Origin of the sequence: Microbacterium sp. Leaf161 (genome assembly GCF_001423645.1) — a bacterium.
Classification (GTDB): Bacteria; Actinomycetota; Actinomycetes; order Actinomycetales; family Microbacteriaceae; genus Microbacterium; species Microbacterium forte.
The window spans coordinates 1,070,033-1,085,542 of the sequence record NZ_LMOW01000001.1 but is presented as its reverse complement, the minus strand read 5'-3'; the positions used below and the strand labels follow the sequence as shown (position 1 = coordinate 1,085,542).

The 15,510-nt window shown below is 68.8% G+C and carries 21 protein-coding genes; 15 read left to right on the top strand and 6 right to left on the bottom strand.

What is annotated here, in order from left to right:
* The first annotated feature begins 36 nt into the window (after window positions 1-36).
* The gene (locus ASF87_RS05335) at window positions 37-852 is read left to right on the top strand and encodes a 3-octaprenyl-4-hydroxybenzoate carboxy-lyase (RefSeq protein ID WP_056374745.1); all 816 of its coding nucleotides are present in this window, start codon (window positions 37-39) and stop codon (window positions 850-852) included.
* A gap of 15 nt (window positions 853-867) precedes the next feature.
* Here ASF87_RS05335 and ASF87_RS05330 read toward each other — a convergent pair whose 3' ends face one another.
* The 4 genes from ASF87_RS05330 to ASF87_RS05315 form a co-directional block, all read right to left on the bottom strand.
* On the bottom strand, window positions 868-1,770 hold the full coding sequence (locus ASF87_RS05330; RefSeq protein ID WP_056374743.1) for an SDR family NAD(P)-dependent oxidoreductase: 903 nt from the start codon (window positions 1,768-1,770) through the stop codon (window positions 868-870).
* A gap of 10 nt (window positions 1,771-1,780) precedes the next feature.
* Complete coding sequence (locus ASF87_RS05325) at window positions 1,781-2,440, bottom strand: isochorismatase family protein (RefSeq protein WP_235558872.1); 660 nt, start codon at window positions 2,438-2,440, stop codon at window positions 1,781-1,783.
* Window positions 2,437-3,855 carry a DHA2 family efflux MFS transporter permease subunit gene (locus tag ASF87_RS05320; RefSeq protein ID WP_056374740.1) on the bottom strand — a complete coding sequence of 473 codons (1,419 nt, stop codon included), beginning with the start codon at window positions 3,853-3,855 and terminating at the stop codon, window positions 2,437-2,439. The genes ASF87_RS05325 and ASF87_RS05320 overlap by 4 nt, the downstream gene beginning before the upstream one ends.
* An 84-nt stretch (window positions 3,856-3,939) precedes the next feature.
* A complete protein-coding gene (locus ASF87_RS05315) occupies window positions 3,940-4,506 on the bottom strand; it encodes a TetR/AcrR family transcriptional regulator (protein WP_056374739.1) in 567 nt (188 codons plus the stop codon).
* Window positions 4,507-4,697: 191 nt separating this feature from the next.
* Between ASF87_RS05315 and ASF87_RS05310 the strand changes: the two genes are divergently transcribed.
* The 12 genes from ASF87_RS05310 to ASF87_RS05255 all read left to right on the top strand — a co-directional run bounded on the left by ASF87_RS05310 (window position 4,698) and on the right by ASF87_RS05255 (window position 11,602).
* Window positions 4,698-5,222, top strand: coding sequence for an Asp23/Gls24 family envelope stress response protein (locus ASF87_RS05310; protein ID WP_082508766.1), 525 nt, complete (start codon window positions 4,698-4,700; stop codon window positions 5,220-5,222).
* On the top strand, window positions 5,219-5,407 hold the full coding sequence (locus tag ASF87_RS05305; protein ID WP_056374737.1) for a DUF2273 domain-containing protein: 189 nt from the start codon (window positions 5,219-5,221) through the stop codon (window positions 5,405-5,407). The genes ASF87_RS05310 and ASF87_RS05305 overlap by 4 nt, the downstream gene beginning before the upstream one ends.
* Entirely contained in the window at window positions 5,407-5,802 is a 396-nt protein-coding gene (locus tag ASF87_RS05300; protein WP_056374735.1) for a hypothetical protein, read from the top strand. Before ASF87_RS05305 ends, ASF87_RS05300 begins: the two co-directional genes overlap by 1 nt.
* Complete coding sequence (locus ASF87_RS05295) at window positions 5,799-6,383, top strand: DUF6286 domain-containing protein (RefSeq protein ID WP_056374734.1); 585 nt, start codon at window positions 5,799-5,801, stop codon at window positions 6,381-6,383. Before ASF87_RS05300 ends, ASF87_RS05295 begins: the two co-directional genes overlap by 4 nt.
* Window positions 6,380-6,994 carry a hypothetical protein gene (locus ASF87_RS05290; protein ID WP_056374732.1) on the top strand — a complete coding sequence of 205 codons (615 nt, stop codon included), beginning with the start codon at window positions 6,380-6,382 and terminating at the stop codon, window positions 6,992-6,994. The genes ASF87_RS05295 and ASF87_RS05290 overlap by 4 nt, the downstream gene beginning before the upstream one ends.
* 94 nt (window positions 6,995-7,088) lie before the next feature.
* Complete coding sequence (locus tag ASF87_RS05285) at window positions 7,089-7,262, top strand: CsbD family protein (protein ID WP_056374729.1); 174 nt, start codon at window positions 7,089-7,091, stop codon at window positions 7,260-7,262.
* 78 nt (window positions 7,263-7,340) lie between these two features.
* Window positions 7,341-8,198: a hypothetical protein gene (locus ASF87_RS05280; protein WP_056374726.1), complete on the top strand. Its 858-nt coding sequence runs from the start codon at window positions 7,341-7,343 to the stop codon at window positions 8,196-8,198.
* Window positions 8,199-8,247: 49 nt separating this feature from the next.
* The gene (locus ASF87_RS05275) at window positions 8,248-8,559 is read left to right on the top strand and encodes a DUF2277 domain-containing protein (RefSeq protein WP_056374724.1); all 312 of its coding nucleotides are present in this window, start codon (window positions 8,248-8,250) and stop codon (window positions 8,557-8,559) included.
* Between the two features lie 148 nt (window positions 8,560-8,707).
* Window positions 8,708-9,535, top strand: coding sequence for a DUF4397 domain-containing protein (locus ASF87_RS05270; RefSeq protein ID WP_056374722.1), 828 nt, complete (start codon window positions 8,708-8,710; stop codon window positions 9,533-9,535).
* A gap of 248 nt (window positions 9,536-9,783) precedes the next feature.
* Window positions 9,784-10,218, top strand: a complete 435-nt coding sequence (locus ASF87_RS05265; RefSeq protein ID WP_235558871.1) for a class F sortase — start codon at window positions 9,784-9,786, stop codon at window positions 10,216-10,218.
* Window positions 10,219-10,251: 33 nt separating this feature from the next.
* Entirely contained in the window at window positions 10,252-10,812 is a 561-nt protein-coding gene (locus ASF87_RS05260; protein ID WP_157550009.1) for an RNA polymerase sigma factor, read from the top strand.
* Window positions 10,796-11,602: an anti-sigma factor gene (locus ASF87_RS05255; protein WP_056374718.1), complete on the top strand. Its 807-nt coding sequence runs from the start codon at window positions 10,796-10,798 to the stop codon at window positions 11,600-11,602. Before ASF87_RS05260 ends, ASF87_RS05255 begins: the two co-directional genes overlap by 17 nt.
* Before the next feature lie 30 nt (window positions 11,603-11,632).
* Here ASF87_RS05255 and ASF87_RS05250 read toward each other — a convergent pair whose 3' ends face one another.
* Window positions 11,633-12,253 (bottom strand): TetR/AcrR family transcriptional regulator, encoded by a 621-nt coding sequence (locus tag ASF87_RS05250; protein WP_235558870.1) that lies wholly within the window; start codon window positions 12,251-12,253, stop codon window positions 11,633-11,635.
* 93 nt (window positions 12,254-12,346) lie between these two features.
* On the opposite strand from ASF87_RS05250, the gene ASF87_RS05245 reads away from it, so the two are divergent.
* A complete protein-coding gene (locus ASF87_RS05245; protein WP_056374717.1) occupies window positions 12,347-12,973 on the top strand; it encodes a hypothetical protein in 627 nt (208 codons plus the stop codon).
* A gap of 25 nt (window positions 12,974-12,998) precedes the next feature.
* Here the strand turns inward: ASF87_RS05245 and ASF87_RS05240 are convergent, their stop codons facing one another.
* The gene (locus tag ASF87_RS05240) at window positions 12,999-13,721 is read right to left on the bottom strand and encodes a FadR/GntR family transcriptional regulator (protein WP_235558869.1); all 723 of its coding nucleotides are present in this window, start codon (window positions 13,719-13,721) and stop codon (window positions 12,999-13,001) included.
* A gap of 127 nt (window positions 13,722-13,848) precedes the next feature.
* Between ASF87_RS05240 and ASF87_RS05235 the strand changes: the two genes are divergently transcribed.
* Window positions 13,849-15,447, top strand: a complete 1,599-nt coding sequence (locus ASF87_RS05235; RefSeq protein WP_056374713.1) for an ABC transporter substrate-binding protein — start codon at window positions 13,849-13,851, stop codon at window positions 15,445-15,447.
* Window positions 15,448-15,510 lie beyond the last annotated feature (63 nt).

Here is a 15,510-nt window from a genome sequence, read left to right as displayed (position 1 = left end):
TTGCCGGGGTCGGCGGAGGGCTGTGAGACTGGGGCCATGACCGATGGCCTGGAGTTCCCCCGACACGTCTTCGATTCGCTCGACGCCGACCCCATCGCGTGGGAAGACCGGATCGGCGGGGCGATCCGCGTGGTCGAGAAGCGGCCGGCGGGCGGCCCCATCACCGTGATGACATCGGGCGTCTCCCTGATGCCCACAGAATCTGGCGAGCATGTCGAGCTGGCCGTCGAGGTGCTGGACGGCCAGCAGGGCGCGGCGCGGATCGCGCTCGGGATCGTCTGCGACGACATCGCGACGAATCGGCGGGTGCCTCCTGTCGGAGCCCCGTGGCGCAACAGCGAGTCCTTCCTCACCGGCACCCGCATCTCGGCGATCATGGTCAGCCCGTCGCGCTGGGGAGCATCCTTCGACGAGGTGCGGTCCGATGACGGCGCAGTGGTCGGCCACGTGCGCACACTCCGGATGCTGACCGACGGCGAGGCGTCGTTCGCGTCGGCCCAGGGGTGGGAGGCACTGGTCGCTGCTGCCGGCTCCGTCGACGCGCTGCTCGACGTCACGCGAGAAGATGTCGTCGCAGCCCCAGGGGTGAAGGGCAACGCGCCTGTCTTCCTCTCGAAGCTGCACGCCGAGCATCCGCCGCGGTGGATCACGTTCACCGGGCGCGACCTGCAGTCGGTCACCGGACTCGAGTCAGAGGCGTACATGAACGACTCCGCCAACCACGAGGTGTGGTCGGTCGATTCGTTCATCGCGCGCTTTCCGTGGGTCGCCGACTTCGTGCGCGAGGCGCGCCCCGGTCAGACCGGGCTGTTCGCCGACGCATCCGGCGCCTATGTGCTCGAGACGGACTGACCGACGCGCCGAGCGTCAGATCCTGAACCGCACGCTCGCCATGTGCTCGGCGACGGACCACAGCTCAGCCCCCATATCGACCGAGCGCACCTGCGCGCTCGCGGCGACGCGTCTCGGTGCCCCGCGGAACTCCAGCAGCCCGCCGGGTCCCCAGTAGTCTCCACCCGTGGCGTCGGCGGCGACCGCCGCATGCACGATGGGCGCGGCTCCGGCATCCTTGCCCTGCACGAGCGGGCGGCTGAGTGCGGCGAGGGCGCGCGTCACTGTCGGCACCTCGGCGAGGCCGTCGCGGTGCGGAGTCAGCGGGTCGACCGCGTAGCCCGGGTGCGCGCACAGCGCTGACCGCGCGGAGCCCCTCCAACGCCGGTTCAGCTCGAACGCGAAGGCCATCAGCGCGGCTTTCGACCGGCCGTACTGACGCAGCGACGGACCGGTCCACGGCTGCGCGAGCGTGGCGGGGTCGATCTCGGCGAAGCGATGAGCAAGCGAGCCCACCGCCACGACCCGGGCGTCGTCGGCGAGCACGCCGCCGAGTTGGGAGATCAGGGTGAAGTGCCCGACGAAGTTCGTGCCCACCATCAGGTCGAGGCCATCAGCGGTGCGGGCGCCGCGATCCGCTGCTTTCACTCCGGCGTTGCAGATCACGGCGTCGATGCGCTCGCCGATGGATGCCGCGGCAGCGGTGATGCTCACGAGCGAGCCGAGATCTATCGGGACGATTCCGAGATCGGCGCCGGGCGCGTGCGCGCGGATCGAGGATGCCGCGACCTCCGCCCGCTCGGTCGACCGGCATCCGAGCAGCACCCTGGCGCCGTGCCCGGCGAGGATCTCTGCGCACCAGTAGCCGATGCCGGCGTTCGCCCCCGTCACGAGGATCGTGCGGCCGGCGAGATCGGGGAGCGCGAGCGAGGGGGGCATGCCCTCCAACCTAGGCGGAGATGCCGACCCGATCGGCCGTGCGGATGACGGTCGCGAATCCGCGCGCGGCGAGGATGCTCTCGGTGCGTCGTATGATCTCGTCACCCGAGACGGCCGCGAGTCCGTCATTCGCCTCGATAGCCGAGGTCGTCGTGGCATCCGTCACGAACTCGACCGCGAAGCCCAGGTCGGACGCCATCCGAGCGGTCGTCTCGCAGCACTGCTCCGTGCGGATCCCGCACACGACCACGCGCCCGACGCCGAGCTGCCGCAGCTGCTCTTCGAGGTCTGTCGACGTGAAGGCGTTGACGGTGGTCTTCGTCACGGCGATCTCGTCGACCTGCGGATCGAGGTCTGAGATCACTCGGACGAAGCCGTTGACCGGGTCGAACACTCCGCCGCTGCCCGGTTCTGCGTGAGTGACCCAGACGACCTGGTCGCCGATCTCGCGAGCGTGATCGACCAGCCTCGAGATGTTGTCGACGGCATCCGGGTTGGCGGTGGCCGCCCACTCGTCCGGCCGCTGACGGAAGGACTCCTGGGCGTCGATGACGAGCAGTGCGGTGGCGATGTCTCGGTTCATGCCCTCATCCTCGCGGTCGAGGGCGGCGTGGGCCAGACCGTCAGCGGCCATGCCTCGCGCGAATCCCGCCGATCCCGCAGCGCTCATGCTCGGCGCCAGAGCGCAACGATCAGCGCCGCGATCGCCGACAGTGCCGCGGCAGACAGGAACAACCAGGCGAAGCCGCCGGTGAGGGCATCCGGCGCTGATGCGCCTCCCGCTTCGAGCGCGGATGTCCGCAGTCCCGCGATCGTCCCGAGCACCGAGAGGCCGACTGCGCCGCCGATCTGCTGGCTGGTGTTGATCAGGCCGCCGGCGAGTCCGGCTTCGCCGCCCTCGACGCCGTCGACGGCCAGCTGCGTGGTGGCGACGAATGCTCCACCGAGACCGACGCCGATGAGCAGGGTGGGCGCGAGGAGGTGCGTGAGGAACACGGCATCGGATGGGGCGAACGCGATCCAGACGAGTCCGGCCGCGAGCACGAGCAGAGATGCGATGAGCACCGGGCGTGTGCCCAGTCGAACGATCAGAGCGGGCACCGCTCCGGCGAGCAGCACGAGGGCGCCGGCCAGCGGAAGCTGCGTGAGCCCGGTGGCGAGAGCGTCGTAGCCGAGCACGGCCTGCATGTAGACCGAGAGGGCGAAGAACAGGGCCACCATCGCAGCACCCGCGAGCAGCATCACGATATTGCCGAGTGCGAGGTCGCGGTTGCGGAAGACCGACAGCGGCAGCACCGGTTCGGGGCTGCGACGCTCGATGACGATGAACGCGGCGCCGAGCGCGAGGGCGACGGCGAGGAGCACGATCGGCAGCGGATGAGTGAAGCCCAGCTGTTCGACCGCGCTCAGCGCGCCGACCAGTGCGACGAGCGCGGTGGTGATCGTGACCGCGCCGGCGACGTCCAGGCGGCCGGACGCGCGCATCGTGTCGCGGGTGATGAGAAGCGGGATGGCGATGAGCACGACCGCACCGACCGGAACGTTCACGAAGAACACCGACTGCCAGCCGAGAGAAGCGGTCAGCACGCCGCCGAGCAGAACGCCGGCCGCGGAACCGATGCCGGCGACGGCGCCCCACACGCCGAGTGCTTTCGTGCGCTCGCGATCATCGGGGAACAGATGGGTCAGCAGCGCGAGGGCCGACGGCGCGAGCAGCGCGGCGGATGCCCCCTGGAGTGCGCGCGCGGCGAGCAGCATCTCACTCGAGATCGACAGGCCGGCAAGGGCCGATGCGGCCACGAACCCGGCGGTGCCGATCAGGAACACCCGACGGTGGCCGTAGCGATCGGCGAGGCGCCCGCCCAGCAGCAGCAGCCCGCCGAAGGCGAGCACGTAGGCGGTGATGACCCACGAGAGGCCCAGGGTGTCCATGCCGAGCTCGCGCCCGAGCACCGGCAGGGCGATGTTGACGATGGAGGCATCGAGCACGACGAGGAACTGTGCGAGCGCGAGGATGCCGAGGGCGAGCCAGCTGCGAGTGCTGCGCGGGCCGGTCACTCGCGTGGCCGGGGTGAGGCTGGTCATGGGAACTCCTTCTCGGATGGGTGGAGAGTGATTGTTCACTCACTCTTTCGGGCAAGAAAAAAGGGCCGGTGGCTCGGCCCGGGGTCAGTCGGGGTGGCGGATGCCGTGGGTGAGCAGCTGGGCCCAGTCCTCTGGTCGACCGTCGAGTTGCGTGGTCACGATGAGATGGCACAGCTGACCGAAGGCGATGAAGCGCTGCACCTCGGCATCGCTCCCGCCCGACCGGGTCTTCGCGAACGACGTGACGCGGCCGAGCCCTGATCGCAAAGCGGCTCCGATCTCGGGAATGTCGGCGACCGACTGTGCGTGCACCTGCAGCATCAGCAGCGTGCGGTCGGAGATCAGGTGCGCGTACGCATCGCCCATCGCCTCGAGCGTGCTGCCGGCTGACTGGTCGGGCGCAGCATCCGCTCCCTCTGCGAGTGCGACGAGGATCGCCTCGAAGCAGGCCTCGAGTGCGGCGATGAACAGCGCCTCTTTGCCGGAGTACAGCTTGAAGACGTACGCCGGCGAGATCTTCGCCTCGCGTGCCACATCGGCGACCGTGGTGCCGTGATAGCCGCCTCGCGCGAACTCGGTCAGAGCTGCCGCGGCCACGAGTGGGCGGCGGGCATCTGCCGTGGAGAGGACGGAGCTGCGCGTGGAGGACATATGAGTGACTGTACACTCACTACCTCGGAACGGCAACCACGATCGGCACGCCATCGGGTCTGTCCGACCCTGCGCGACGAATTTGTGACGAACGCGCACCCTCGCACGTCCTATCTGTGAGCGACCGACACGCTCCCGGTGAGGCCGGAACGGTCTCGCAGCCGGCATCCACTTCAGGCAAAGGAATCGACATGGCAACTCAGGACCAGAACACCCCCACCAGCCCCGCCGAGAAGGAGCTGGCCCAGACTTCCGCAGCGCCGAAGCCGGCCGCATCCGGCTCGCGCGTCGACCGCACCTCGAGCTTCTCGTCGTCGCGGATTCCCGCCGACTCGGACGCCGCCGGAAAGACCACCATCGCCGATGGAGTGGTGGCCAAGGTCGCCGGCATCGCCGCCCGTGAGGTCGCCGGCGTGTTCGCACTCGGTGGCGGCGGAGCACGCGCCTTCGGCGCGATCCGTGACGCGGTCAACGCGACCGACCTCTCGCAGGGCGTCAAGGTCGAGGTCGGCGAGACGCAGGCCGCCGCAGATCTGACGATCGTCGTCGAGTACCCCGCCCCCATCCAGGAGGTCGCGAACAACGTGCGCGCCGCCGTCGCGGGTGCGATCACCCGCCTCGTCGGTCTCGAGGTCGTCGAGGTCAACGTCGAGGTCAACGACGTGCACGTGCCCGGCGATGACAGCAACGAGAACGAGGAGTCGCGAGTCTCATGACCCCCACCACCACCGGCGCCCTGATCGGTGCGCTCCTCGCCCTGGCGGCTCTGCTGTTCGGGTTCTGGGGGTTCCTCCTCATGGCCCTGTTCGCAGGCGTCGGAGCGATCATCGGCCGGATCGCCTCCGGCAAGCTCGACGTCCGCGGTCTCGCAGACGCGTTCACGGGGCGGCGCACCTCCTGATGCGCATCGACCAGAACCTCGCCACCGGTGGCGGCTCCTCGCGGGTCGCCACCGGAGAGACCACCGTCCCTGGGCGCATCGACGTGAAAGAGCGCGTCTACCGCACGGTCACCGAACAGGCGTCCGCAACCCTGATCGGTGTGCCCCGCGGTGACGTGAAGGTCGATGTCGCCGAACACCCGGGAGGAATGACCGTGCGCATCGCGACGCCGCTTCCGATCCCCGATCTCGACGACACCGTCGCGATCTCCCAGAGCGTTCCCGTGCTCGAACGGGCCCGTCAGCTGCAGGAGCAGTTGCAGCAGCGTCTGACGGGAATCCTCGGCAGGGACGTCACCCGCATCAACCTCACCATCACCGGTGCCACCATCCCAGAGAGGAGACGAGTGCGATGAGCACCCCTGTTCTTCGCCGCGTCGTGCGACGCGAGACGCATTCACCGCGCACCGTCGCGATGTTCGTCGCGGTCATCCTCCTCGTCCTCGCTCTCGCCTACATCGGGCTCGAGATCGTGCTGAGCCTCGCTGCGCAGCCGGCGCTCCTGCTCGGACCCGCCGCGGCGGGCGGATGGCTCGTGGGCCTGCCCACCGCGCAGCCCGCGGGGCTCGTGATCGCGGGCAGTGTCGTGCTGGCTGTGATCGGCATCGTCTTCGTGGTGCTGGCCATCACGCCGGGGCGCCTGTCGAAGCACACCCTCGAGTCCGACGACCGCGCAGTGGTCGTCGACAACGGCGTGATCGCCAGCGCCCTCGCGCAGCACCTCTCCGAGGAGACGGGTCTGGCACGCGACAGCATCACCGTGGGGGTCGGCCACCGCAGCGTCGACGTCACCGTGCGTCCGGGGGCCGGCATCCCGCTCGACAAGAACGCGGTCCGGTCGGCCGCCGAGGCCGAGCTGCAGACCTACCGGCTGACCCGCAACGTGAGCACCCGCGTGCGCATCGAGCGTCCGAACGCGAAGGAAGACGAGCTGTGAACAACACGAATCGTGCGCTGAACCGCACCCTGCTGCTCATCATCGGCCTGCTCTTCCTCGGTCTCGGAGCCCTCGGCATCGCCATCATGAGCTGGCCGACCGCGACCGACATCTGGACCTCGGGCGGCGAGAACGCGCGCTCGTGGCTCGACCAGGCGATCGCCGCCACGGCGATCGCGGGCGGAAGCCTGTCGTGGATCGGCATCGGCGCGGTGGTCGCGATCGTCGTCGTGATCGTGCTGCTGGTCCTCGCGCTCACCAGCGTCGCTGGCCGTCGGTCGAAGACCGCGTTCCGCTCGTCGGGAGAGCAGAATCCGATCGGTCGGGTCACCGTCACCGAGTCGTTCGTGTCGGATGCCGTCAAGAACTCGCTCGCCACCCGTGACGAGATCCTCTCAGCGCAGGTCACGGCGAATGACATCCGCAAGACGCCGGTGCTGCACGTGTCGGTCACGCCTCGGCAGAACACCGACCCCCGCGAGCTCGTCGATCATCTCGACCGACTGCTCGCCAACCTCGCCACCCTGACCGGCCGCGACACCGAGACCTACGTCTCGATCCACACCGGTCTGCGGGCGCGGCTCGCTCACGACCAGCGTCGACTGTCGTGACGCAGAGACTTATCGTCGGTCGCGAAGAGCAACGGCGATAAGACGGCGGGAATCCTCCCGCAGTCAACGATCACCCTCACGAAAGGAGCTCCTCATGGGACTCGACGACAAGATCAAGAACGCCGCTCAGGACATCGCCGGCAAGGCGAAGGAAGCGATCGGCAACGCGACCGACAACGACAAGCTCGCCGCTGAAGGCAAGGCCGATCAGGTCAAGGCCGACGCGAAGAACGCCGGCGAGAACGTCAAGGACACGTTCAAGAACTGACACACCCAGCGGGCGGGTGGAGGGCGATTCACACCTCCACCCGCCCGTTGCTGTGCGCGGGGAGGAGGGCATGAGACGATGCCCGAGATGGATCCCGCCGCCGACGAAGAGCTGCGTGAGCTCCGTGCTCGCGCGTACGGCCCTCATGCCGACATCGCGACCGACCCCGCCGCGGCCCGGCGGCTCGAGGAGCTCGAATCCTCACGCAGTGCGGCGGCTGTCCGGCGCGGGGGCCGCGATCACGCGGCGATCGCCGACTCCGGAGCGGATGGCGAGGCCGCCGAGCTGCGCGTCGTGCATCCCTCGGCCGATGCCGCACGAGAGAGCAGCGACCTTCTCGACCGGCTCGGCGACGAAGCCACGTGGGAGGAGCCGATCGCACGTGATGCTCCGATCGATGCGCCCCGGCAGCCTGGGCGCCTGGCGCGGTGGCGGACGCCGCTGTGGGCGGCATCCGTCGTCATGGCTGCCGCACTCGCAGCGATGATCACTTACGCGTTCGCGTCGATCCCTCCGGTGTCGTCGGCCGCGGGCGCGCCGCAGATCGCGACGCTCGAGCTGACGCGCACGGGAGCCGTGCCGCCCGGGTGGTTCGGAGCGGAGGAGGACGTCGCGGCGGTCGAGTTCTACGGCCTGACGATCTTCGCGACCCCCGGGTGGGTCTCGGAGTCGGGGGATCGGTCGTCCGAGGATCGCTGCCTCAATGGCGTCCCGACGGAGGACGTGCCGCCGGAGGCGGACCCCGACGGATCGTCGTATGTCAGCGGGCGGATCTGGGGGGCGTGCAGCGTCGGATCGTTCCCGGCGACCTTCTCGATGCCGATCGACGGCGATTCTCCCGACGAGCTGATCGACCGCTACCCTGAGGGCGCCGCACTGCAGTTCGTTCTCGACGGCGGCCGCGTCGCGGTCTTCCTCGACAGCGGCTCGGACTGACTCCGCCGCACCTCTTGACTCCGGCGCTCAGCGATCTAGCCTGGCAGGCATGTGCCGCAACATCATTCCGCTGAACAACCTCGCACCGCCCGCGACCGACGACGAGTGCCACGAGGCCGCCGTGCAGTTCGTGCGCAAGATCTCGGGCACGAACGCGCCGTCGCGGGCGAACCAGGAAGTGTTCGACCGCGCCGTCGCCGAGATCGAGCAGTCCGTGCGACGTCTTCTCGACGGTCTCGTGACGACGGCGCCGCCGAAGAACCGCGACGAGCAGCGCGAGAAGCGACAGGCGCGCTCGGCCGAGAGGTACGAGGCGATCCGGGTCTTCCAAGAGGCGAAGCGCGCCGCGCGGGCAGACTGACGCGGCTCGAGGATCCTGAGCGCACGTTCGAGGCCATCGCCGACAGGCTCTGAGAAGAATCTTCATCCACCTGCATCCAAAACCCGGGTTCCCGGGGAACAACTCCTATGAAGGGCCGCACAGGGCGGTCCGGGTACAGGAGGAACAGATGCGCAAGACAGTCGCCGCCGGCCTCGCCGTCGGAATGATCACCGCTCTCGGCCTGGCATTGCCGGCCGGCGCCGCCACCACCCAGGCGGCTCAGCTCTCCGTGTTGCACGCGATCCCCGACACCCCGGTCGACGTGTACGTCAACGGCGAGCTGACCCTCGACGACTTTGCCCCCGGCGACCTGGCCGGTCCGCTCGAGCTGCCTGCCGGCTCGTATGAGGTCGCCCTCACCGCTCCCGATGCCGCAGACGCGAGCGCTCCCATCCTCGGACCCGCGACGATCGCTCTCGACGCGGGCGGGAACTACACCGCCGTGGCCCACCTGACCGAAGCCGGCGAACCCGGCCTCAACCTGTTCACGAACGACATCTCGCAGACGGCACCCGGCCAGGGCAGGCTGACGGTGCGTCACACGGCTGCGGCACCCGCGGTCGACATCCTCGCCGGCGGCTCGCCCGTGATCGAGAACCTCACGAACCCGAACGAGGCGAAGCTCGACCTGCCCGCGGGAACCGTGTCGGCCGCCGTGGCACTCACGGGCACGACCGACCCGGTCATCGGCCCGGCGGACGTCGCGATCGAAGAGGGCGTCAACACGATCGTCTACGCCTGGGGCAGTGCCGAAGACGGCAACCTCGCGATCGCCGCGCAGACGATCTCGGGACTCCACTCCAACCCCGACGGAGTGCCCTCGGGCACCGCGGGCTACCTCGCCCAGCAGGACGCATCGGTGACCACGCTTCTCTCGGCGGGTCTCGTCGCCCTCGCGATCTCGGCCGCCGTGGGTGCGGGTCTGATCGTCCGTCGTCGCCAGACGGTGCGCTGATGCTCCGAGGCACGCCGCGAGAAGCCGGTCTGCGCCGCGTCACCCTGACGCTGGGCGCCCTGGTCACTGCGGCGTGCCTCGTGGCGTGCGCACCGGGAGGGGCGGGCGCGGAACTCCCTCCTTCCTCGGAGTCGCCCCCCACGACTCCACCGCCCGTCCCTCCCACTCCCAGCTCCACCCCCACAACCACGAGAGACGTCGAGGTGCGGCCGGGTGCTCTCCCCACCCCGGAGGCATCCGTCGCTCCCGTGAGTCTGACCATCCCGTCGCTCGCCATCGACATGCCGGTGACGGACGTCGGGGTCGCCGACACCGGACAGATGGAGCTGCCGACCGACCCGGCCGTCGCCGGGTGGTACCGATACGGGGCGGATGCCACGAGTACGAGCGGCCGGATCCTGATCGCAGCGCACGTCGACGCGGTCGACTATCCGATCGGACCGCTCGCTCGCCTGCGGGACGTGCCCGCAGGCGAGGCCGTCCGTCTCACCGCGGCAGACGGCACGAGTCGCGAGTTCGTGGTCCAGTCCCTGACCTACTACGAGAAGGCCTCGCTCCCCACGGCTGAGCTCTTCGAGCGCGGCGGGCCCTCGGCCCTGGTTCTCGTGACGTGCGGCGGCCCCTTCGACAGCCAGACGGGCCACTACCGCGATAACGTGGTGGCTGTGGCGGTCCCGCGATGAGGCGGGGTGATCACCATGGAGAGGAGACTCCGGGTGGATGAGACCACCGACGCCGAGGCGGCGCTCGATCGACGTTTCGTCGCAGGCGACGAGCAGGCCCTCGCGGAGCTCTACCGACGCTGGTCGCCGGTCGTCTTCACCCTGGCGCTTCGCTCGCTCGGCGATCGGGGGGACGCCGAGGACGTCACACAGCGCACGTTCGTGTCGGCCTGGAACTCGCGCGCCGGATACGACTCGTCGAAGGCGCGCTTGTCGACCTGGCTGATCACGATCGCGCGCCGCCGGATCGCCGACACGTTCGAGGCGCGGGCCAAGGTGCAGCAGCTGCAGTCCGAGATGGAGCGCCTCACTCCGCCGGACGCACTCGTCTCGGAGTCGATCGATCTGTCTGAGACGCTGCTGCTCTCGAGCGAGCTGCAGCAGCTCGCACCCGACGCGCAGGCGGTCATGCGACTGGCCTTCTACGATGACCTGACCCACGAAGAGATCTCACGCAGAATGGGGATGCCGCTCGGCACCGTGAAGAGCCATATCCGCCGAAGCCTTGCCCGAATGCGCGATCGATTGGAGGTGAACCATGTCACATCTCGATGACGAGAAGATCGCCCTGATCGCGATGGGTGAACCGGCCGGCTCCGATGCGGACATGCAGCACCTCGCCGAATGCGAGTCCTGCGCGGCTGAGGTCGCCGATATGTCCCGGGTCGCGCTCGTGGCTCGATCCAGCGTCGTCGAGGGTGACCTGGAAGCCCCGCCGACAGACGTGTGGTCGCGGATCCACGGCGAGCTCGGGTTGACCCCGGCGGTCGCTGCCGATCCCGCGTCCACCGCTGCCGAGCCCGAGCCCGAGCCCGAGCCCGAGCCCGAGCCCGAGCCCGACTCGGAGCCGGCTGCTGCGGATGCCGCGCATCCGCGTCAGCGTGCTCGCGTGCGCTCGCGTCGTCGCTCTTCGGCATCCGTCTGGATCCTCGCCGCGTCGATGGCGCTCGTCGTCGCGATCGGCGCCGGTGTCTGGATCGCCCGTTCGCTGACGCCCTCGTCTGCCGTGATCGCGTCGGCCGAGCTCGCGGCGTTCCCCGATCACCCCGATGCGGTCGGGCAGGCGGAGGTCGACGACGACGGCGACGGCCGGCGCACGCTCACGGTGACGCTCGAAGGCGATGAGCTCGCAGAGGGCGACTACCGCGAGGTGTGGCTGATCCGCGAAGACGGGCAGGCGCTGATCAGCCTCGGCGTGCTCGACGACGCGTCGGGCACCTTCCGTGTGCCCGACGGCGTGGACCTCGACGAGTACCGCCTGGTCGACATCTCCTTCGAGCCGGTGGACGGCGATCCGGCGCACTCGGGAGACTCGATCGTGCGGGGAGAGCTCGACTTCGCCTGAGGGACGTCGTCTGGTGCGAGTGCGAGCGGATCAGTCCGCAGCAGGTGAGGTCGCGCCGGCGAATACGGCATCGACGGCCAGGGTGAGCGTGTTCGTCTCGGCTTCGAGGATCGACTCGTCCGACGGGAGCGCCCTCTCGAGCGCGAGGCCGGCGAGCACAGTGTTGAGGAACCGCGCGCGCCGCGCATCGTCGCCCGGTGGCAGCGAGCCGTCTCGACCGAGCACCGAGAGCCAGTGCTCGACTCGGCGTTGCCCCATGCGCTCGTTCGCAAGATAGGCGTCCCGGAGCTCGTCCGTGAGCTCGGGTTCGATGAAGGTCTGATGCAGCAGCGTCGCGGCGCGTCTGGCCTGTTCGCCGACGCCGGAGGGCGCCAGCACCTGGCGCAGGCAGGCGAGGAGCCGTTCGCGGGGTGAGAGTGCCTCGTCATGGATGGGGTCGTCCGGTGCGATGACCTCGTAGACGATGCGCAGCACCTCGTCGAGCAGCTCGCGCTGGGTGGGGAAGTGGAATCGCAAGGAGCCGGTGCTCACGCCTGTGCGCGCTGCGACCGCGCGCACACTGAGCTTCCCGCCGGGATTCTCGCCGAACATCGTCAGGGCCGTATGCAGGATGCGATCCCGGGTGTGCATGGTGCTCGGATCGACCGTCATTCTCTCATTCTCCCTCACGCACGCTGACACGGTGTGTTAGCGTGGTCGGCGTCACTCACTAACACGCCGTGTTAGTGCATCGAAAGGACACCCGTGAATATCGTTCGAAAGCCGTTCCGGATCATCCGTGCCAATCTGCGCGTCTACCTTCTCCTCAATGCGCTCGCTTACGGCACGTTCGTGATCGGCTTCATCGTCGGCCTGCTCTTCCCCGACCTCGTCGCCGGGCGGGCGCAGGCCATGGAGGACGACGGCACGGCGGCACTGGTCACCTCGCTGCTCAGCAGCCCCTGGCTCTTCGCGCTGACCATCCTGGCCGTCAACACGCTTCGACTCGGAGCGCTGACGATCCTGCTGCCATCGCTCGTGGTGCCCTTCCTCGGGCTCGCGACCTTCGCGATCTGGTCGGTGACCACCGGCGTGACCCTCGTGCCCGCCACGCCGGAGGGCTGGGTCGCGCTGATCCCGCACTCGCTCACCCTGGTGATCGAGCTTCAGGCGTACATCCTGCTGCTGCTCGGGGCATTCCTCCTGGGCAAGTACTGGCTGCGGCCGCAGGTGATCCAGGCGACGACTCGGCGGCAGGGATACGTCCGTGGGCTCCAGCACATCGGCTGGCTCAGCCTGCCGGCACTCGCGCTGCTCGTGATCGGTGCGGTCTACGAGGCCTTCTCGCTTCTGTACTTCGTGTACCCGCTGCAGCAGTGGCTGCTCGGCTAGCGCGAGTTCATTCCTCGCCGCGGGCTCAGGCGTGCGAGTTCTCCGCCTGAGAGAGGACGCGCTGCAGCGGTCGGTAGTGCTCGATCACGGCGGCGCGATAGGCGTCGACGTCGCCGGCCCGCACGGCGGCGAGCATGTCGCCGTGCGCCACCGCGGTCTGATGGATGTCGTCGGGCTGATCGATGTCGAGCTGCGGCAGCACGGCTGTGTGCACATCCCAGAAGGCGCCGACGAGCTGCCCGACGAGTCGGTTGCCGATCGCGTCGAAGAGCTTGGTGTGGAACAGGCGGTCGGCCTCGAGGAAGTGCTCGCCTCTGCTGGCCTTGTCGACCATCTCGGCGACGAGCTCGTCGAGTTCTCCGCCGATTCCGACCTGGGCGGCGGCGACGACGCGATCCGCCATCGACAGGTCGAGAGCCAGTCGCACCTCGACGACTTCTCGCAGGGACTGCAGGGATCCCTCGGGGGAGAGGACCCCTCGGAAGACCAGCGCCTCGACCATCGGATCCAGTGACATCGGGCCGACGTAGGTGCCGTGGCCGTGCCGCACATCGACGATGTCGAGGGTCGACAGGGTGCGGATCGCCTCCCTGACCGACGAGCGAGACACATCGAGCTCTTCGCAGAGCTCGGCCTCGGTCGGCAGGGGGTCTCCGGGTGTCAGCCCGCGGGCGATGATGAGCTGCTTGATCTGATCCGCCGTCGTCGAGCGCCGCATCCGCGATGCCCTACTCGTGGTGGACTTCATCTGGTCTCCCTCTCGTCCCGACTGAAACGCTCCGATCATCTCACTCTTGTGATTCGACCGAACGTGTGTTTAGAGTACATCAGACATCAGATGTCCTCAAGATGTCCCCACCCACCCTGGAGCACACATGAACCGACACGTCACCCGCCGCCGTGCGGGTCGATTCACGACACTGGTCGCCGGCACCGTCGCCGCCTCCGCCGTCCTGGCCGGCTGCGCCGCCGGCGCGACCCCCGCACCCGATGACGGTGCGTCCGCCGGCGCCGTCGATCCCGACGCGATCATCGAAGCGGGCATCTCGTACACGCTCAACGGCAGCTTCGACCCGATGGTCGCCTCCGGCGCCGTCACGGTCTCTGCGAACTGGCATGTCTTCGAGGGCCTCGTCGACCTCGACCCCGTCACGCAGGAGGCCGCCCCCGCACTCGCCGCCGACCTCCCGACCAAGGTCGATGACACCACCTACGAGATCGATCTGCGCGAGGGCGCGACGTTCCAGAACGGCGACCCGGTCACCGCAGACGACGTCGTCTTCAGCTACGAGCGCGTCCTGAATCCCGACAACAACTCGCTGTTCCGGACCTTCATCGACTTCATCGACACCGTGACCGCGGTCGATGAGGACACGGTGCAGATCACGACCGACTATCCGTTCTCGCTCATCGACGAGCGCCTCGGCGTCGTCAAGATCGTGCCCAAGGCGGTCGTCGAGGCAGACCCCGAGGGCTTCGGTGCGAACCCCGTCGGCTCCGGTCCGTACTCGCTGGTCTCCGCCGTGCCCGAGGACAAGCTCGTCTTCGAGCGCTACGACGACTACAACGGTCCCCACCCGGCGCTCGCCGCGGGGATGAACTGGAACCTGCTGTCCGACGCCTCAGCCCGCGTCACGGCGATGTCGACCGGCACGATCCAGGCGATGGAGGACGTGCCCTACATCGACGTCGACTCGCTCGCATCCGCCGCCGATGTCGAGAGCGTGCAGTCGTTCGGGCTGCTGTTCATGATGTTCAACACGAAGGCCGCCCCGTTCGACGACGTCCGGGTGCGCCAGGCCATGCATTACGCGCTCGACATGGACAAGATCATCGAGACGGGGATGCTCGGCAACGCGACTCCCGCCACGTCGTTCCTGCCCGAGACCTACCCGAACTACAACGAGGCCTCGACGGTCTACAGCTACGACCCCGAGAAGGCCGAGGAGCTGCTGGCCGAGGCGGGCGTCGACGACCTCTCGATCACGCTGCTCACCACCGACACCGGCTGGGTGAAGGAGGTCGCGCCCTTGATCAAGGAGTCGCTCGACGCCATCGGAATCGACACGACGCTCGACATCGGTCAGTCCGCTGCGATGTACGAGAAGGTCGACTCCGGCGACTACACGGTCGCGATCGCTCCGGGAGACCCGTCGGTCTTCGGCGTCGACCCCGACCTGCTCATGAACTGGTGGTACGGCGAGAACGTCTGGACCCAGACTCGCACCAACTGGGCCGATTCGGCCGAGTACGCCGAGCTGCGCACGCTCCTCGATGATGCCGTGCAGCAGCAGGGCGACGAGCAGCAGGCCACGTGGGACAAGGCATACGACCTGATCGCCGACGAGGCCGTGCTCTACCCGCTGTTCCACCGCAAGCTCCCCACCGCGTGGAGCAGCCAGGAGCTGATCGGCTTCGCCCCCGTCCCCACCACCGGCCTGTCGTTCCTCGACGTCGGCGTGGCGGCGAAGTAGTCCCGGTCTCCACGGCGGGGGTGCGCGCCCGAGCGCATCCCCGCCACACCTCCCCGAACCTGG

Excerpts from the sequence above, each read along its gene's own strand:
- ASF87_RS05315 (WP_056374739.1), bottom strand. The coding sequence starts at position 4,506 with ATGTCCTCCACGCGCAGCTCCGTCCTCTCCACGGCAGATGCCCGCCGC.
- ASF87_RS05330 (WP_056374743.1), bottom strand. The coding sequence starts at position 1,770 with ATGCCCCCCTCGCTCGCGCTCCCCGATCTCGCCGGCCGCACGATCCTC.
- ASF87_RS05300 (WP_056374735.1), top strand. The coding sequence starts at position 5,407 with ATGCGCATCGACCAGAACCTCGCCACCGGTGGCGGCTCCTCGCGGGTC.
- ASF87_RS05270 (WP_056374722.1), top strand. The coding sequence starts at position 8,708 with ATGCGCAAGACAGTCGCCGCCGGCCTCGCCGTCGGAATGATCACCGCT.
- ASF87_RS05235 (WP_056374713.1), top strand. The coding sequence starts at position 13,849 with ATGAACCGACACGTCACCCGCCGCCGTGCGGGTCGATTCACGACACTG.
- ASF87_RS05310 (WP_082508766.1), top strand. The coding sequence starts at position 4,698 with ATGGCAACTCAGGACCAGAACACCCCCACCAGCCCCGCCGAGAAGGAG.
- ASF87_RS05305 (WP_056374737.1), top strand. The coding sequence starts at position 5,219 with ATGACCCCCACCACCACCGGCGCCCTGATCGGTGCGCTCCTCGCCCTG.
- ASF87_RS05295 (WP_056374734.1), top strand. The coding sequence starts at position 5,799 with ATGAGCACCCCTGTTCTTCGCCGCGTCGTGCGACGCGAGACGCATTCA.
- ASF87_RS05255 (WP_056374718.1), top strand. The coding sequence starts at position 10,796 with ATGTCACATCTCGATGACGAGAAGATCGCCCTGATCGCGATGGGTGAA.
- ASF87_RS05335 (WP_056374745.1), top strand. The coding sequence starts at position 37 with ATGACCGATGGCCTGGAGTTCCCCCGACACGTCTTCGATTCGCTCGAC.
- ASF87_RS05250 (WP_235558870.1), bottom strand. The coding sequence starts at position 12,253 with ATGACGGTCGATCCGAGCACCATGCACACCCGGGATCGCATCCTGCAT.
- ASF87_RS05240 (WP_235558869.1), bottom strand. The coding sequence starts at position 13,721 with ATGAAGTCCACCACGAGTAGGGCATCGCGGATGCGGCGCTCGACGACG.
- ASF87_RS05325 (WP_235558872.1), bottom strand. The coding sequence starts at position 2,440 with ATGAGCGCTGCGGGATCGGCGGGATTCGCGCGAGGCATGGCCGCTGAC.
- ASF87_RS05280 (WP_056374726.1), top strand. The coding sequence starts at position 7,341 with ATGCCCGAGATGGATCCCGCCGCCGACGAAGAGCTGCGTGAGCTCCGT.
- ASF87_RS05275 (WP_056374724.1), top strand. The coding sequence starts at position 8,248 with ATGTGCCGCAACATCATTCCGCTGAACAACCTCGCACCGCCCGCGACC.
- ASF87_RS05285 (WP_056374729.1), top strand. The coding sequence starts at position 7,089 with ATGGGACTCGACGACAAGATCAAGAACGCCGCTCAGGACATCGCCGGC.
- ASF87_RS05320 (WP_056374740.1), bottom strand. The coding sequence starts at position 3,855 with ATGACCAGCCTCACCCCGGCCACGCGAGTGACCGGCCCGCGCAGCACT.